At 63.6% G+C, this 16,885-nt stretch carries 17 protein-coding genes and 1 tRNA gene; 12 read left to right on the top strand and 6 right to left on the bottom strand.

Features of this window, described 5'->3' with window-relative positions; translation table 11 throughout:
• Nucleotides 1-85 precede the first annotated feature (85 nt).
• Nucleotides 86-367, bottom strand: coding sequence for a hypothetical protein (locus tag CCZ28_RS23900; RefSeq protein ID WP_140221196.1), 282 nt, complete (start codon nt 365-367; stop codon nt 86-88).
• Between the two features lie 445 nt (nt 368-812).
• On the opposite strand from CCZ28_RS23900, the gene CCZ28_RS23895 reads away from it, so the two are divergent.
• Nucleotides 813-1,520: a YfdX family protein gene (locus tag CCZ28_RS23895; protein ID WP_140221195.1), complete on the top strand. Its 708-nt coding sequence runs from the start codon at nt 813-815 to the stop codon at nt 1,518-1,520.
• Between the two features lie 457 nt (nt 1,521-1,977).
• Here CCZ28_RS23895 and CCZ28_RS23890 read toward each other — a convergent pair.
• From CCZ28_RS23890 to CCZ28_RS23875, 4 genes are all read right to left on the bottom strand, one after another.
• Nucleotides 1,978-2,054 (bottom strand) — tRNA-Val (locus CCZ28_RS23890).
• A gap of 89 nt (nt 2,055-2,143) precedes the next feature.
• Entirely contained in the window at nt 2,144-2,656 is a 513-nt protein-coding gene (locus CCZ28_RS23885) for a DUF2937 family protein (protein WP_058783715.1), read from the bottom strand.
• 18 nt (nt 2,657-2,674) lie between these two features.
• Complete coding sequence (locus CCZ28_RS23880) at nt 2,675-3,448, bottom strand: class II glutamine amidotransferase (RefSeq protein WP_140221194.1); 774 nt, start codon at nt 3,446-3,448, stop codon at nt 2,675-2,677.
• Between the two features lie 98 nt (nt 3,449-3,546).
• A complete protein-coding gene (locus CCZ28_RS23875) occupies nt 3,547-4,020 on the bottom strand; it encodes an MFS transporter (protein WP_140221193.1) in 474 nt (157 codons plus the stop codon).
• An 89-nt stretch (nt 4,021-4,109) separates the two neighbouring features.
• Between CCZ28_RS23875 and CCZ28_RS23870 the strand changes: the two genes are divergently transcribed.
• From CCZ28_RS23870 to CCZ28_RS23830, 9 genes are all read left to right on the top strand, one after another.
• A complete protein-coding gene (locus tag CCZ28_RS23870) occupies nt 4,110-6,131 on the top strand; it encodes a S9 family peptidase (RefSeq protein WP_140221192.1) in 2,022 nt (673 codons plus the stop codon).
• A gap of 59 nt (nt 6,132-6,190) precedes the next feature.
• The gene (locus CCZ28_RS23865; RefSeq protein ID WP_140221191.1) at nt 6,191-6,946 is read left to right on the top strand and encodes an SRPBCC family protein; all 756 of its coding nucleotides are present in this window, start codon (nt 6,191-6,193) and stop codon (nt 6,944-6,946) included.
• A gap of 208 nt (nt 6,947-7,154) precedes the next feature.
• Nucleotides 7,155-8,006: a MurR/RpiR family transcriptional regulator gene (locus CCZ28_RS23860; RefSeq protein ID WP_140221190.1), complete on the top strand. Its 852-nt coding sequence runs from the start codon at nt 7,155-7,157 to the stop codon at nt 8,004-8,006.
• Nucleotides 8,007-8,047: 41 nt separating this feature from the next.
• Nucleotides 8,048-8,623, top strand: a complete 576-nt coding sequence (ddpX, locus tag CCZ28_RS23855) for a D-alanyl-D-alanine dipeptidase (protein WP_140221428.1) — start codon at nt 8,048-8,050, stop codon at nt 8,621-8,623.
• Between the two features lie 147 nt (nt 8,624-8,770).
• Nucleotides 8,771-10,294, top strand: a complete 1,524-nt coding sequence (locus tag CCZ28_RS23850) for an ABC transporter substrate-binding protein (protein ID WP_437179183.1) — start codon at nt 8,771-8,773, stop codon at nt 10,292-10,294.
• A gap of 48 nt (nt 10,295-10,342) precedes the next feature.
• Nucleotides 10,343-11,359, top strand: coding sequence for an ABC transporter permease (locus CCZ28_RS23845; RefSeq protein ID WP_140221188.1), 1,017 nt, complete (start codon nt 10,343-10,345; stop codon nt 11,357-11,359).
• Nucleotide 11,360: 1 nt separating this feature from the next.
• A complete protein-coding gene (gene ddpC / locus CCZ28_RS23840; protein WP_140221187.1) occupies nt 11,361-12,236 on the top strand; it encodes a D,D-dipeptide ABC transporter permease in 876 nt (291 codons plus the stop codon).
• A gap of 1 nt (nt 12,237) precedes the next feature.
• A complete protein-coding gene (locus CCZ28_RS23835) occupies nt 12,238-13,221 on the top strand; it encodes an ABC transporter ATP-binding protein (protein ID WP_140221186.1) in 984 nt (327 codons plus the stop codon).
• Nucleotides 13,218-14,207, top strand: coding sequence for an oligopeptide/dipeptide ABC transporter ATP-binding protein (locus tag CCZ28_RS23830; protein ID WP_140221185.1), 990 nt, complete (start codon nt 13,218-13,220; stop codon nt 14,205-14,207). The genes CCZ28_RS23835 and CCZ28_RS23830 overlap by 4 nt, the downstream gene beginning before the upstream one ends.
• Nucleotides 14,208-14,215: 8 nt before the next feature.
• Here the strand turns inward: CCZ28_RS23830 and CCZ28_RS23825 are convergent, their stop codons facing one another.
• Entirely contained in the window at nt 14,216-14,665 is a 450-nt protein-coding gene (locus CCZ28_RS23825; protein ID WP_140221184.1) for a YcgN family cysteine cluster protein, read from the bottom strand.
• Between the two features lie 137 nt (nt 14,666-14,802).
• On the opposite strand from CCZ28_RS23825, the gene CCZ28_RS23820 reads away from it, so the two are divergent.
• Nucleotides 14,803-15,399, top strand: a complete 597-nt coding sequence (locus CCZ28_RS23820; protein WP_140221183.1) for a nitroreductase family protein — start codon at nt 14,803-14,805, stop codon at nt 15,397-15,399.
• 755 nt (nt 15,400-16,154) lie between these two features.
• Nucleotides 16,155-16,880, top strand: coding sequence for an EthD domain-containing protein (locus tag CCZ28_RS23815; protein WP_140221182.1), 726 nt, complete (start codon nt 16,155-16,157; stop codon nt 16,878-16,880).
• Nucleotides 16,881-16,885: the final 5 nt, after the last annotated feature.

The following is a 16,885-nucleotide window of genomic DNA, read 5'->3' as shown; positions in this document are numbered from 1 at the left end:
CGCGAAAGGTTCACTGGAAGTTTGGGGACGGAAATCCTTTCAGAAACGGACACCTGACGCAACTGCGCGAAGGCTTTCGACCAGATCAGCGCGCGGCGTCGGGATACTTTTTAAGGAATTGCTTCTGCATTTCCTGGCAATTCTCCATCAGCGCCTGCCGATCGGCCGGGGTGGTTTCCGGGGCATTGGCGCGCGCCAGGCACTGATCGATGGCCTGCTGCTCATTGGCTCTATTGGCCGGCGTCGCGTTGTGGAGATAGACGTAGATGATGGAGCCGAAGACCACCACTGCGAACAAGAGCGACAACAAGACCAACCCCAGGCAGCCACCCTTGCCGATCTGCCGCCCTTCGTCACCCTGAGTCATTGCCCTCTCCTCGTGATTTCGTGCCAAACCTTCGCCTGGGCCACCGTGGCCAGGCAACATAAAATGGCCTGATATTCTACGCTAAAAGCCAAAACATCACGAGCACGGGATAGCGCACCCGACCAGCCACACCATTCAACAGGCAAGCATTCAGCCAACATTCAACATTACTCGCCCTATAAAAACTTAAGCTTTACTTATTAAAACCAGAACACCCTCGACCAGCAAACAACCAGAAAAGAAAACACAGAAAGACCTTTCGCGCAAAAGAGCCCCTGCATATAGAAAATCTCTTTCCCCACTTAAAAAGTTCTTCACCCTCTTAACCAAGTGTTAAGACAGCTTGATGAATCATCGACACCAGGCACTACAGAACCTAGTTAACACCGACCTAGTTCTGGTACCTGAGCAACTCACTTCAATGCATGTTCCATGGAGGTAGCAAATGAACGTCAAAAACAAACTGGCAAAAAGCATGCTGGTCGCCGCCATTGTAGCTGCTTGCACATCTGCGGCTTATGCCGCCACCGAAGCTCTCAGCCCAAGCGCCCTGAGCAGCTTCCAAGCCCTTTCGACCCAAGGCCAACGCGCCTTTGTGGACATTTCCAGTGCACGCCTAGAAATCTTCCAGGGACAACCGAAAAAAGCACTGGAGCAAGTCAAGGAGGCTCAGCATGCGCTGAAGCTTGCCGAGAAAGACAATACGGCCTTTACCAAAGCAGCCAACGACCTGCAGGTCAAAGACAGCCAGGGCAAGGCCGATACCGACACCACTCCGAAGGCCTGGCTACCCATCTGGGGTGACACCATTATCCAGGACAACTATCTCGCCAGCCCGCAGAAGGTCAAGGCGGTCGCCGACGCCAATGCGAAACTCAAGCATGGCGATGCCAAGGGTGCTGCGGAAGTTCTGCGCCTGGCCGGTGTCGATGTCGACACGTCCATCGCCCTGGCCCCGCTCAAGCAAACCGTAACCGATGTCGATCAGGCCGCCAAACTCCTGGCCAGCGACAAGTACTATGAAGCCAACCTGGCACTCAAGAAGGTTCAGGACGAAGTACGCTTCGCCTCAACCGATGTGAACTTCGCGGCCAATGCACACGGGTTGCAACCGGTGGGTTCCTTCACCGAGACCGTCACCCCGAGCAAATAACCACTCACACTTAGCTTAGAAGCAAAAGGGGGCGATCCAAGGGGTCGCTCCCTTTTACTTATTCCTCTTTAAAGAATGAGTTGGAAGTTCACCATCGATATAGAGGGCACCCAATAGCCGGTAAAGGGGAACGCGCGATTCATAGGTACGAACCAAGGTACCGCCCTCAGCTCCTGGCCGAGTGATCTATCAGCGCGGCGCGAAGGTGGTGGGCCTCTGAAGTTTCCGAGGTTCGGCGAAGGCTATCCAGCGCAGCGAAACCTCTTGGCTAGCTCCTGACCTGGAAGCAACAGGCATCTCTTGAAGATTTCCAGCAGATCCCATAACCCACTGGACCTCGCGCTCGATGAGCGACACCGGCCATCTCCCGAGAAGACCTTCAGAACACCCAAAACGAAAAAGGGCGACCCTTTCGGATCGCCCTTTTTCGTCACCCGCCAGCAGTGCGGGTTTTGTTTGGTAGGCACGATTGGATTCGAACCAACGACCCCCACCATGTCAAGGTGGTGCTCTAACCAACTGAGCTACGTGCCTGCTGTGGGTGCGCATTCTACAGACCGGCACCAGAGCGTCAAGCCCTTTTTTCAGCTAAACGCCTGAAAACGTGAATTTTTTTATCGAGACTAGGAAATCCGCCGGGCCGGGCGCCGCGGATAGAGCAGGATCGAAAGCCAGAGCGCGAGGGTTTCTATGGTCACCGCCAGTGCCAGGCCCAGCCCTACCCCCCAGGCGATGGCCTCCGGGGTGAGTACCACCTGATAGCGATACTGCCGCAGGGTCTCGTCGCGCAGTTCGGCGTTGGGCCGAACGAGAATGTGCCAGGCTCGCTGATACCAAGGCCCCTGCAGGGCCTGCCACTCTTCGTTGAAGAGTGCATTGCGGCGTATCAGCACGCCAAGGCTGTCGGCATCGCTGCGAAAGACCGGGTCGTCACTGGCCTGGTAGTGCGCCAGCAAGCCGTCGAGGCTACCGTTGAAGTATTGCTGTGCGGTCTTGCGAAAGCCGTTCAAGGCCTGGTCGGATTCCAGCCGGTGGGCATCCACACGCTGCTCGTAGTCGAGCATGAATCCAGGAATCTGCACCCCTACCAACAAGGCCAGGGTGAACAACAGCAGACGGATATAGCTGCGCAACATCGCTGGAGAGGCTCCTGTTCAGAGGCGGCCTTGGGTGACGATCTTACCATTCCACCAGAGGTGCCATTCACCCGGCTGGTGCAACGTCCAGAGCTCGTCCGTGGTCAGGGGTTCGGTCGCGACGATGGTGACGACATCGTCGGGGGTGGTTTCGGCCTTGAAGTCGATGTGGACCTCAGCATCGCGTAAATGCGCCGGCCCGAACGGTGCGCGACGGGTGATATGGGCCAGCTTGGTGGTACAGAAGCTAAACAGCCAGTCGCCGTCGCTGAGCAGACAGTTGAATACACCACGCTGGCGAAAGCCATCGCAGGCATTCACCAGCTGCGGTAGCAGCATCTCCACCGGGACCGGTTCGGGGAAGCGCTCGCGGACCTGGTCCAGCAGGCTGCAGAAGGCCGTCTCGCTGTCGGTATCCCCAACCGGACGATAGAAGCGTGGCTCGGGACGGAAATCCTGCAGCTGACCATTGTGGGCAAAGCTCCAGTAGCGACCGCCCAGCTCACGGACGAAGGGATGGGTGTTGGCCAGATTGACGCCGCCGACGTTGGCATGACGGATATGGCCGATCACCGTATGACTCTTGATCGGGTAGCCCTGGACCAGCTTGGCCACCTCCGAGTCGGAACCCGGCAGGGCATCCTTGAACAGGTGCAGGCCCTTGCCTTCGTAGAAGGCCACGCCCCAGCCGTCCCGGTGCGGCCCGGTACGGCCACCGCGCTGCATCAGGCCCTGGAGACTGAAGACCAGATCCGTGGGCACGTTGGCACTCATGCCCAGCAATTCGCACATGTCCCTTCCTCCGGGGTGGCTGCCTGATTCACTCGCGGCTGCAGCCGCTGCCCATGACGATCATGCTGCAGGCGCAAGGCCCTGGGCGCAAGCCTGGATTAGAGGCGCGGCTCGATGCGCTCGCCGCGACTGCGGACGTCCCGCTGCTCGACCGGGGCGGGCGCGCCTTGCCGGGTCGTAGGCGATTCCGGCAACGGGTCATCCGCTGGGGTTTGGGCAGTAACAGGCACCGGCCGGGGGTGCGAGCGCCAGTACAGCCAGCGGCACAGCACAAAGAGTAGATAGAGCACCACGCCGATGACGCCGGCCGCCGCCAGATTGGCCACGGCCGACCAGGCGCTGTTGCCGACCTTGAACACCAGATCGAGTACCGTCACGGCGATCGCCGGGGCATAGAAGCCGTGCTCGGCGTCCACCAGCACGGGAGTCACCATGAGCACGGCCGCCACCAGGCGGATGGGCTCGCGCAGCCAGCGCCAGAGCCAACCGGTAGCCTTGAAGGTCACCACCAACAACAGCAGCGCGGCGACGGCGTAGATGGCCCAGGCGATCAGGTACTCTTGGTCGGTCATTGCGATCCATGGCGATAGATGAGAGGGGAAGCCTATGATAACGGTTTTGCCCCGCCCGCGTGCTTTTGCGCGGCAGCCAAGGAGCCCGCATGACCCAAGCCCCCATTGCCCGCCGCGCCCCAGGCGACGATCCCTACGTCTGGTTGGAAAGCCGAGATGCGCCCGAGGTGCTGGCGCACCTGGAAGCCGAGAACGCCTATCTGGAAACCCAGCTGGCGCCCCAGGCCGCCTTGCGTGAGCGACTGTTCGAAGAGATCCGCGCGCGCATTCGCGAGACGGATCTGTCGTTGCCGGTCCCACGGGGTCACTATCTCTACTATCAACGCACCCAGGCCGGTGACGAATATGGCCGCAATTATCGCTGCCGCCGCCCAGCCGATGGCAGCCTGTCGCCCGACCCCGCGAGCGAGGAGCTGCTGTTCGACGGCAACGCCATCGCCAACGGTGGTTTTCTCTCCGTGGGTCGCTTCACCATCAGCCCTGACCAGACCAAGCTTGCCTACAGTCTGGATCAGGTGGGTGACGAGACTTACCGCCTCTACGTGAAAGACCTGACGACCGGTACTGTGACCGAACTGCCCTTCAACGAATGCGATGGCAGTCTGACCTGGGCCAACGACAGCCGTACCCTGTTCTTCGGCGAGCGGGACGAATCCCATCGTCCGCACAAGCTCTATCGCTATCACCTGGGCGAGGCCGAACCGCAATTGGTCTTCCATGAGACCGATGGGCGTTTCTTCCTCGGCTGCTATCGCTCGAGTTCCGAGCGCAAGCTGCTGTTGCTCTCCCATAGCAAGACCACCAGCGAGGCCTGGGTACTGGATGCGGATCGGCCGGACGAGGCCTTCGTCTGCCTGGCACCGCGTGAGGAAGGCCACGAGTATTTCCCCGACCATGGCGTCGACGGCTGGTACGTGCGCAGCAACCAGGACGGCATCAACTTCGCGCTGTACCAGGCCGCTGAGGCCACTCCCACGCGCGCTCACTGGCAGTTGCTGGTCCCCCACGATCCGGCGGTGATGCTGGAGGACGCGAGCCTGAGCGCCCAGGCACTGGTGCTCAGTCTGCGCAGTGCCGGACTGCCGATCCTGGAGGTCCGCCCCTATGGCCAGGCGCCCTACCGCGTCGACTTGCCGGACGAGGTCTACAGCCTCGATGCGATGGACGTACTGGAATTCCAGAGCCCGGTATTGCGACTGCGCTACGAAGCACTCAATCGCCCAGCAGAGATCCGCGAGCTGGACCTGGTCAGCGGCAGCCAACGGGTGCTCAAGCAGGTCCCGGTGGAAGGCCCCTTCGATGCCGATGCCTATGAAAGCCGGCGCCTCTGGGCAACTGCCGCCGATGGCACCCGCATCCCCATCAGCCTGGTCGGGCGGCGTGATCTGCCGCAGAGTGCCCCGCTCTACCTCTATGGCTATGGTGCCTATGGCCACAGCCTTGACCCCTGGTTCTCCCATGCGCGCCTGAGCCTGCTGGATCGCGGCGTGCGCTTCGCCATCGCCCATGTACGTGGCGGCGGTGAGCTGGGCGAGGCCTGGTATCGCAGCGGCAAGCTGGAACACAAGCACAACACCTTCGACGACTTCATCGCCTGCACCGAGCATCTGCTGGCCGAGGGTCTGAGCACCCCGCAGCAGGTGGTCATCAGTGGCGGCAGCGCCGGTGGTCTCCTGATCGGTGCGGTGCTCAACCAGCGTCCCGATCTCTATGCTGCGGCCATCGCCGAGGTGCCCTTCGTCGACGTGCTCAATACCATGCTCAAGCCGGACCTGCCGCTGACCGTCACCGAATACGACGAATGGGGCGATCCCAACGAGCCGGAGGTGCGGGAGCGCATCGCCAGCTATGCGCCCTATGAGAACGTGAAGGCCCAAGCCTATCCGGCGATCCTGGCGGTGGCGGGCTATCACGACACCCGGGTGCAATACTGGGAGGCCGCCAAGTGGGTGGCGCGGCTGCGCGAGCGGCGTACCGACCCGGCGCCCCTGCTGCTGCTCAAAACCGAGTTCGGTGCCGGGCACGGTGGCATGAGCGGGCGCTATCAGGCGCTACGCGACGTGGCTCTTGAATACGCCTTCGTGTTCAAGGTGCTGGGCCTAAGCGGCTAGCCGGAGGGAACGGCGGGGGCTCTGGGCAGGTCTTTTCCACAGCCACTGGAGAATTCGACATGCACCTAGATGCCCCCACTCCCCCGCTCGTCCCCCCGACTCGCGATGACGCCGCCGTACGTGGCGTGGAACGCCTGGCCTCGCTGGCGGGCGGCGGCCTGCTGCTCACGCGTGGGCTGGCGCGCGGCGGTTTGCTCGGTCTGCTCAGCGGAGCGACCGGCGCCTGGCTGCTGACCCGCGGCCTGCGCGGGCGCTGCGCGGTGCGCCGCGCCGTGGCCAATGCCCGCTTCGAAAGGGACGTGCGCCGCTCGCTGGCCTGGCGCTCGGCCGCTTCCCAAACACGGCGGGTAGTCATCGCTCGCCCGCGCGACGAGCTGTATCGCTTCTGGCGCGACTTCTCCAACCTGCCGATCTTCATGCGCCATATCGAGCGGGTGGACGTACTCAACGACCGCTATTCCCACTGGGTGGTCAAGGCACCCATGGGTCGTTTCGAATGGGATGCGGAGGTCACCGACGACGTGCCCGGCCAGCTGATCGGCTGGCGTTCCTGCGGTTATGCCGGGCTGAACAATCTCGGCTGGGTGACCTTCACCGACGTACCGGGCGGCACCGAGGTGACGGCGGTGATGGCCTACGAGCCTCCGGCCGGACGCCTGGGGCATCTGTTCGCCCGCGTGTTGCGGCGCGATCCCGGCACCCGTATCGCTCAGGATCTGGCCGAACTCAAGGTGCTGCTGGAACGCGCCCATGCGGTCAGCGATAGATACAGCGCCGTCGAGCGCGCCTCCCACATGGAATCCCCCCTGGGCTGACCTCGGCCTGCACGGCGTCTCGCCCGAGACGCCGCCTTCCCCGAGCCGGCCGACCCCGACTGGCTTATCTCCTAGCGACCTCCAGCGCGCCTTTGCGACACCTATATGACAACCGGCATCCGACCGCTTGCGACCTTTGGAACAGCGATGTTAGTTTTTGAACAACAGAGCGCATAATGACAGCTCGATAACATCGCAGGTCGGCCGCGTGAGCAAACCCCTCTTCTTCCAAGCCCTCGAAGGCGCCTTCGCCGACCTCACGCCCACCGGCAAGCGCGTGGCGGGCTACCTGCTGGCCAATCCGGAGAAGCTGCCCTTCGAGACCGCCGACAGCATCGCCCAACGCACCAATACCACGGGTATCTCCGTGGGCCGACTGCTACGCTCCCTGGGCTATCGCAACCTCGACGACGTGAAGCAGAGCCTGAGAAACGAAGGCCTGGAAGCCTGGCGCATCACCGATCGCTTCAGCGCCTTCCGCCAGCAGAGCGGGCGCAGCGACGCCCTGGATCGCTCCCTGGCCGCCGAGCTCGCCGCCATCGAGGACGTCTACCAGCTAGCTCGCGGCCCGGTGTTCGAGCAGGTGGTGCAACAGCTGACGAATGCCGACGCGGTGTTCATCGCCGGTATCCAGACCACCCGTGGCGTCCTCGGCAGCTTCCACAGCCTGCTGGAATACATCCGCCCCAAGGCCTTCTACGTCGACGGCCTGTCCGGCACCTATGCGGACATCTTCAACAGCGGCTTCACCCGCCCCTATCTGGTGGTAGCCGACTTTCGCGCCTATTCCAGCGTGACCCGCAAACTCTGCGAGGCCGCCCGCGATGCCGAACTGCCCATGGCGCTGATCACCGACTACCACTGCCCCTGGGCGCGGGACTATCCGGCCGACCTGCTGCAACTGCGCCTGGAGGTCGACCAGTTCTGGGACTCCCTGGCGCCCCTGGCCTGCCTGCTCAACCTGCTGGTGTCGGCGGTGGCGGATCGCTCGGGCGATGCCCTGGAGCAGCGCCTGGCCAGCAACCGCGTCCTGCAGCAGCGCTTCGGTCAATTCGAATGAGTCCAGGCCGCCCTCTTTACCTCAAGGAAGCACCCCATACCGTGAACCACCCAGAACTCGTCGAGATCGACGCCCACCGCTACGGCGTGGACATCCACCTCGTCTATGCGACCGCCGACAATCTCGCGGGCAAGGTCCTCTACCAGGATGCCCACTGCCTGCTGCACCGCGATGCCGCGATCCGTCTGCACAGAGCCAGCGAACTGGCCCGACAGGCCGGACTGCGCCTGCAGGTGCTGGACGCCTATCGCCCGCCCTATGCCCAGCAACTGCTCTGGCGGGTGTTGCCGGATGCCCAGTACGTGAGCGACCCGGCCCAGGGCTCGCACCACAGCCGCGGTGTAGCGGTGGACGTGACCCTGCTCGACGAGGCCGGCATGCCGCTGGACATGGGGACCGGTTTCGACGACATGCGCGAGCTGTCGCACCTGTTCAATCCGGCCGTGCCCGCCGCGGCCCAGCGCAACCGCCTGCTGCTGTTGGGCGTGATGCAGAGCGCCGGCTTCACCTTCATCACCAGTGAATGGTGGCACTTCGAACTACCCGATGCCCGCCGCTATCCGCTGATCGACTACCACCACCTCGGCCAGGATGAACTCACCGCCCTGCTGAACTGATCCAGCCGGCGACCGGATCGTTCGAATCCGGCGCCGCGAGCCCAAGGCTCGACCGTCTTGCCCTCTGCCGAAACACCCTAAAACCAAACAATCCGAGGTACCGGCATGTTCTCGTCTTCGCGCACCTGCGTTTCATCGGCGTCCCGAATGCTCGCCCTGGTTTCCCTGCTGGGCCTGGGTGCCTGGCAACCGGCCAGCGCTGCCACCGCGACCGACACCCTGGTCATCGGCAAGCCAGCCGACCTGCAGACCGTCGACCCGGGCGTGACCTTCGACAACAACGACTGGACGGTGACCTACCCCGCCTACCAGCGCCTGATGCGCTACAAGGTGGAAGACGGCAAGGGCAGTACCGACGTCGAGGGCGACCTGGCCAGCGGCTGGACCGTTTCCCCCGACAACCTGGTGTGGACCTTCACCCTGAAGCCCGGCAATAAATTCGACGACGGCAGCGAGGTCACCGCCGAGGCGGTCAAGTTCTCCATCGAACGCCTGATGAAGCTCAAGCAGGGGCCGTCCAGCATCTTCCCGGCGGACATGACGGTAGCGGTGGTCGATCCCCATACGGTGAAATTCACCCTGCAGAAGCCCTTCGCGCCCTTCCTCTTCGCCCTGGCCCACGATGGCGCCAGCGTGATCAACCCGAAGGTGGCCAGCGAGCATGGCAAGGACGTGGACGCCTGGCTGGCCGGCCATACCGCCGGTTCCGGCGCCTACCGCCTGGCCGCCTGGCAGAAGGGCCAGTCGCTGACCCTGGAGCCCAATCCGCACTACGCCGGCAAGGCGCCGGCCCTCAAGCAGGTGGTGGTGCGCATCATCGCCGAGCCCTCGGTGCGGCGCCTGCAACTGGAACAGGGCGACCTCGACATCATCGAGGACCTGCCGGAAGACCAGGTCAAGGCCCTGGCGCAGAAGCCCGGCTTCGTCACCACCGCCTACCCCTCGCTGCGGGTGACCTACCTCTACCTCAACAACAAACGCGCGCCCATGAACGACGTGCACGCACGCAAGGCGGTGGTCGACTCCCTGGATTACCAGGGCATCGTCGAGGGCATCGCCATGGGCAAGGCCAAGCTCATGAATGGGCCGATCCCGGACGGCATGTGGGGCCACGATCCGAGCCTGCCACTGCCCAAGCAGGACATGGAAGCCGCCCAGGCCGAGCTGGGCAAGGCGCCCAAGCTGCGCGAGTTGCAATTCCTCTATTCGGACAAGGACCCGGCTTGGGAACCCATCGGCCTGACCCTGCAGGCGGGCCTCAGCGCGCTCGGCGTCAATCTGAAGATGGAAAAGCTGGCCAATGCCACCTTCCGCGAGCGCCTGGGCAGCGGTGACTTCGATGTGGCCATCGGCAACTGGAGCCCGGATTTCGCCGACCCCTACATGTTCATGAACTTCTGGTTCGACAGCACCAACGCGGGCCTGGCCGGCAATCGTTCCTTCTACAGCAATCCCAAGGTGGACCAGTTGGTACGCGAAGCCGCCAGCGTCAGCGACGTGGCCAAACGCAAGGCGCTGTACCAGGACGCCCAAAAGATCGTGGTGGGCGATGCCGCCTACGCCTACCTCTATCAGAAGGCCTATACGGTGCCGATGCGCGATACGGTCAAGGGGTACGTGTTCAACCCCATGCTCGAACAGGTCTTCGATTTCGCTGCAATGTCCAAGTAAGGGCGACGGGCGCCGGTCCTCTCCGGCGCCCGCCTCGCGAGGTAAGCCATGGCCTTCTTCCACCTGCTGCGCAAGCAGCTGACCGATATCCTCATCGTGGTCATCGGGGTCTCCCTGATCACCTTCGTCATCTCGCACCTGATCCCCGGCGATCCGGCGCGGCTGATCGCCGGCGAGCGGGCCAGCGATGCCATCGTCGCCAACATCCGCCATCAACTGGGCCTGGATCTGCCGCTGTACCAGCAGTACTTCCGCTATATGAGCGACCTGCTGCACGGCGACCTGGGGCAATCGATCCGCACCCATCGTCCGGTGCTGGAAGACCTGCGGACGTTCTTCCCAGCCACCCTCGAACTGGCGCTGGTGGCGCTGCTGCTGTCGATCCTGATCGGCGTGCCCCTGGGGGTACTCTCGGCGGTCTACAACAATCGCTGGATCGACCACATCAGTCGCACCCTGGCGGTGGCGGGCATCTCCACCCCGGCGTTCTGGCTGGGGCTGGGTCTGATCGTACTGTTCTACGGGCACCTCGGCTGGCTGCCCGGCGGCGGACGCCTGGACCAAGGGCTGACGCCACCGCCCACGGTGACCGGCTTCTATCTGATCGACACCCTGCTGGCAGGGGATCTCACCGGCTTCGTCAGCGCGGCCAGGCACCTGCTGCTGCCGGCGGTGACCCTGGCCTTCGTCAACCTGGGGGTGATCACCCGGCAGATCCGCGGCGCCATGCTCGAACAGCTGGGCGAGGACTACATCCGTACCGCCCGCGCCTATGGCCTGTCGCAAGCCACCGTGGTGCTGCGCCATGCCCTGCCCAATGCGCTGATCCCTTCCATCACGGTGATCGGCCTGGCGCTGGGCGATCTGCTCTACGGCGCGGTGCTGACCGAGACGGTGTTCGCCTGGCCGGGCATGGGCGCCTATGTGGTCAAGTCGATCCAGGCGCTGGATTTTCCGGCGGTCATGGGCTTCGCCATCGTGGTGTCCTTCATCTACGTCCTGCTCAACCGCTTCATCGACCTGCTCTACCAACTGGTCGACCCGCGCATCGGCAAGGTGAACTAGCATGACGACCCTGACCGCTTCACGCCCGGCCTGGCAGGAGCAACTCGCCTGGCTGGCCTGGCGCATCCGCCGTAATCCGCTGATGCTCACCGGCCTGTTGATCACCCTGCTGGTGCTGCTGTGCATGGTCGCCGCGCCTTGGCTCGCACCCTATCAGCCCAACGCCCTGAAACTCACCGCGCGACTACAGGCGCCCAGCGCCCTGCACTGGTTCGGCACCGACGAGGTGGGTCGCGACCTGCTCAGCCGGGTGATCTACGGCAGCCGCCAATCGGTGGGCGTCGGCCTGTTTGTCGCCTTCGCCGCCTGCGCCAGCGGCGGCCTGCTCGGCTGCCTGTCGGGCATCGTCGGTGGCGCCTTCGACCGCCTGACGATGCGCCTGATGGACATCATCCTCTCGGTGCCCTCGCTGGTGCTGATCATGGCCCTGGCCGCCGCGCTCGGGCCGAGCCTGTTCAATGCCATGCTGGCCATCACCCTGGTGCGCATCCCCTTCTATGTGCGCCTGGCCCGTGGCCAGACCCTGAGCATTCGCCAGCTGGCCTATGTGCAGGCGGCGCGCACCTTCGGTGCCAGCAAATGGCACCTGGTGCACTGGCACGTGGCGCGCAATGCCATGCCGCCACTGCTGGTGCAATTCAGCCTGGACATCGGCAACGCCATCCTCATGGCCTCGGCGCTGGGCTTCATCGGCCTGGGCGCCCAGCCGCCCACCGCCGAATGGGGCGTGATGGTCGCCAGCGGCCGCAACTTCATCCTCGATCAGTGGTGGTACTCGACCTTTCCGGGCCTGGCCATCCTGATCACGGCGATCGGTTTCAATCTGCTGGGCGATGGCATCCGCGATCTGCTCGATCCTCGACAAAAGGGCAAATGACATGGGCCAGGCCGTTCTGCACATCGACCAGTTGAACCTGGAATTCCCTGGCTTTCGCAGCAGCGCCAAGGCGCTCAATGGCGTCAGCCTGAGCGTGGCGCCCGGCGAGATCGTCGGCGTGGTGGGCGAGTCCGGCTCGGGCAAGTCGGTCACCGCCATGCTCACCCTGGGCCTGCTGCCGCGCGGCAGCTATAAGGTCACCGGCGGCCGCGTCGAGCTGGTGGGCCACGACATGTTGGCGCTCAGCGAGCGCCAGCTGATGGAAGTCCGCGGTCGCGAGGCAGCGATGATCTTCCAGGAGCCGATGACCGCGCTCAATCCGACCCGGCGCATCGGCCAGCAATTGCTGGACGTGATCCGCCGCCACACCGCACTGGACGCTGCCCAGGCCCGCGCCCGGGCCATCGAGTTGCTCAAGGACATGCACATCGCCGATCCCGAGCAGATCCTCGACCGCTATCCCTTCGAACTCTCCGGCGGCATGCGCCAGCGCATCATGATCGCCCTGGCCTTCTCCTGCGATCCGCAACTGCTGATCGCCGACGAGCCGACCACGGCACTGGATGTGACGGTACAACGCCAGGTCCTGCTGCTGCTCCGCGAAAAGGCGCGGGCCCGGGGTACCGCCATCCTGCTGATCACCCACGACATGGCCCTGGTCGCGCAATTCTGCGACCGCGTCTATGTGATGTACGCCGGCGGTATCGTCGAACAGGGCGCTACCGCCGCGGTGATGCAGGCGCCACGGCATCCCTATACCCAGGGCCTGCTGGCCTGCCTGCCGGAGAAGGCGGTGCCGGGCAGCGACCTGGCCAGCATCCCCGGACAGGTGCCCAACCTGGCCCAACTGCCCAGCGGCTGCACCTTCAAGGACCGTTGCGCCCGGCGGCATGAACGCTGCGAGACGCGGCCCGGGCTGCTGCCCACCGACACCCCCGATCACCTGAGCGCCTGCTGGCTGCAGGCCGAGGACGCCCCGGCATGACTTCTCTTTCTCCTTCCGCCGCGCCGCTGCTGGAACTCCAGGGCGTTGAGGTGCGTTATCCAGTGGGCCGGGACTGGCTCGGCCGCAGCAAGGGTCAGGCCCATGCGCTCAATGGCATCGACCTGCAACTGTTCCCCGGTGAAACCCTGGGGGTGCTGGGCGAATCCGGCTGTGGCAAGAGCACCCTGGCCCAGGTGCTGATGGGCTTGGTGGAACCGGTGAGCGGCACCCTCGCGGCCACGGGCTCGGCCAACGGCCAGCGCAATATCCAGATCGTCTTCCAAGATCCGCAGTCCTCGTTGGACCCGCGTCTACCGGTGTGGAAACTGATCACCGAACCCCTGGTGGTACGGGGCCGCACATCCGCTACGGAATTGCGCGCCGTCGCCGAACGCCTGGCGCTGCAGGTGGGCATTCGCCCGGAATACCTGGATCGTCACCCGCACCAGTTTTCCGGCGGCCAGCGCCAGCGCATCGCCATCGCCCGGGCGCTGTCGTCCGATCCGGACGTGATCATTCTCGACGAGCCGACCTCGGCGCTGGACATCTCGGTACAGGCACAGATCCTCAACCTGCTGGCCCAGCTGCAACGCGAGCGCGGTCTGACCTTCGTGCTGATCTCCCACAACGTCTCGGTGGTGCGTCATCTGGCCAAGCGGGTAGCAGTGATGTACCTGGGGCAGATCGTCGAACTCGGTGACGCCGAGCAGGTGCTGGAGCGACCCAGCCACCCCTATTCCCGGCTCTTGCTGGAAGCGGTGCCACGCCTGGACCAGCCCTTGACCGGTGACGCCGCTGCCCAGCGTACCGAGCTGCCGGGCAACCGGGTGCTGCCGAGCGGCTGCTTCTTCCGGGATCGTTGCCCCCAGGCAGGGGCCGGCTGCGAAAGGCCCCAGCAGCTACTGCCGGCAACTCTGGTGGAGGTCCGTTGCCATCGTGTCACCGGTCTGATGGCGCTGGCGCGGGGGACGACTGCGCTGGCCTGAACGGAAGATCAGCCGGCGCGGAAGATCAGATAGTCTTCCCAGTCGTCCTCGGCCACCTGGGTCTCGCTGAGCATGCGGCCAGCCTGGGAGATGCCGGCCTTGTGCACCGCCTCGCGGTCGTCGCAGATCAACGGGTGCCATTCGGGCAGGTCCTTGCCCTCGGCCACCAGGCGATAACCGCAGGTGGGCGGCAACCAGGCGAACTGGTCGGCCTGGGCCGGAGTGAGCTGGATGCAGTCGGGGACGAAACGGGTCCGTTCGGCATAGCGGCTGCACTGGCAGGTCTTGAGGTCCAGCAGTTTGCAGGCGATGCGCGTGTAGTAGACGGCGCCGTCCTCCTCGTCTTCCAGCTTCTGCAGGCAGCAGAGGCCACAGCCGTCGCACAGCGACTCCCATTCCTGGGCATCGAGCTGATCGAGGGTCTTGCGCTTCCAGAACGGCTGGGTGATGGCGGCCATGGCGAGTCGTCGGAGCTGAAGAGAGGGCGCGCAGTCTAGTGCCGCCGGCGGCGAGCGCCAAGCACCGTTCGCGCCCTTGTCGGTTCCGCCCGGCCGGATTACCGTGCGGGACTCCCCTTTCCCACCGTGGTGAAGCCATGACCCATAGCAGCCGTACCCCCCAATACCCCGTCGACGAACAATTCGTGCAGCGGTGGTCGCCGCGCGCCTTCGCGCCGGTCGAGATCGAAGAAGCAACCCTGCTCGGCTTCATCGAAGCCGCGCGCTGGGCGCCGTCCGCCTTCAACGCCCAGCCCTGGCGCTTCCTCTATTCCCGCCGTGGCGATGCCCACTGGGAGCTGTTCCTGAGCCTGCTGGCCGAATTCAACCGCGGCTGGGCCCAGCATGCCTCGGCGCTGGTGATCATCCTGTCGAAGACCACCCACACCCGCGCCGGCAGCGGCGAGGAAGTGCCCTTCCCCAGCCACAGCTTCGACGCCGGTGCCTCCTGGGCCTATCTGGCGCTGCAGGCGACCAACGCCGGCTGGCACGCCCACGGCATGGCCGGGATCGACCGCGAGGGTATCCAGCGTGAATTGCAGGTACCGGCCGCGTTCAAGGTCGAGCTGGCCGTGGCCATCGGCAAGCTGGGCGACAAGTCCAGCCTGCCGGAGTCGCTGCAGGGGCGCGAGCTACCCAGCCCGCGGCTGTTGGTCGAGGAGCTGGCGGTAGCCGGGCCCTATCGCCTGGGGTGAGGCTTTGGCCTAGGCGGTACAGTCGCAACCCCAACCGCCTGCGTACTGCCTAGTGTGATGTTTCAGAAGTTAACTGCACAATTTTGGCGGCGCTTTTTGGGCCTGGGCGGCGTTGCCATTCCTGCCATAGCCCTGCTATGACTCGTCCCGGCGCCTGGCCCAGGAACAAAAATCACTCGCCAATTCTTGTGCGAACTTCTGAAACACCACACTAGGCCAAGCGACCTGCCTACTATTCTGCAGCAGGCATAGGGATGCCAGAGCGCGCATTGCTCAAAGCGCTAAGACAGCCTTTGCGCATCTGCTACTTGTCGCGGCATTACGTACGAGCTGTCTCTGTCCCCGTAAGCACGAACCGTCATCCCTACTGAATACCTGGTATCACAAGTATCAATTTGGCTCCCACCGAACGTCGTTCTAGCCTCTCAAGCACGACACTCTAAGAGCCGGTTCATAATCTCGAGAGCTAAAGTCAAACGAGTCGAAAGGCCTGAAGAGACAGTTCGGGCGCGCGCTCGAATACAGGTGGCAAATAAGCCTTGCTACAGGGATGCCCAGGCAGGGCCGGCGCCCCAAGACTGTCAACGCTGCTTGGCCGACGCGCAAAAGACCATGAACAGGCTCTGCACGCAGCTCCCTATCGAATATACGGCGAAGGGAGACCCGCATGGGCTCCCAACCGACGCTCGATCGCTAGTCCGGGCCGTGGGCGAAGGTGCCATCTGTTAGAACGACTCAACAACGGGAGACGAAAATTGATCAAGTTGAACATTATCGGTAGGCGTAAGCCCGGCACGACCCTTGAGGAACATCGCAAGCACATTCGGATGCTTCATGGGGAAGAAGTCCTTCGCTACATCGAGACTGACCCGAAGAATGCTCCGCTTCGCTACGTTCAGAACGTTGTGCTAGATGGAAGGTATCGTGCATCCCGTGTCGCGGATGATCCTTTGGCACTCAACAGGGATTTCGTCACACAGGTTTGGGTGGAGGATTTTGCCGCGCTCGAACACTCCCGGAACACCGAGTTCTACAATACCCGGCTGCGTGACGACGAAGACGCCTTCGTCGACCAGGCTAACGTAGTTTTCCTTCCGTGCCACGAGCGAATTCTGAACCCTGGCAGTCAAGTGTCTCAGGGGCGCTACAAGGTTCTCGTCCTATATCGACGTACTAAGGAGAGTACCTCAGAAGACTTCGAGAGACATTGTGTGGACGCGGCGAAGCGAATCAATCGCGCCACGTTACGCCACGTGCAAAACACCGTGCTGCCGATCCCCGGCCAGACCCAGTTGCTCGTTGATACTATTGACGAGTTCTGGACCTACGACAAAGCCACGGCGCGATCCGTTCTCAGAGAGTGGTGCAACGAGGTCGAAACCCATTTCATTGCCGACGACCTCGTTATAGAGGGCAGTCTGCTCGCGTTGCTCGCCTTGGAGGATGTTGTTTACGCCGGCAATCTGCCCAAAGGCACCTGATCACC

This window comes from Pseudomonas oryzihabitans (assembly GCF_006384975.1).
GTDB classification, from domain to species: Bacteria; Pseudomonadota; Gammaproteobacteria; order Pseudomonadales; family Pseudomonadaceae; genus Chryseomonas; species Chryseomonas psychrotolerans_B.
This window is presented reverse-complemented; position numbering and strand designations above follow the sequence as displayed.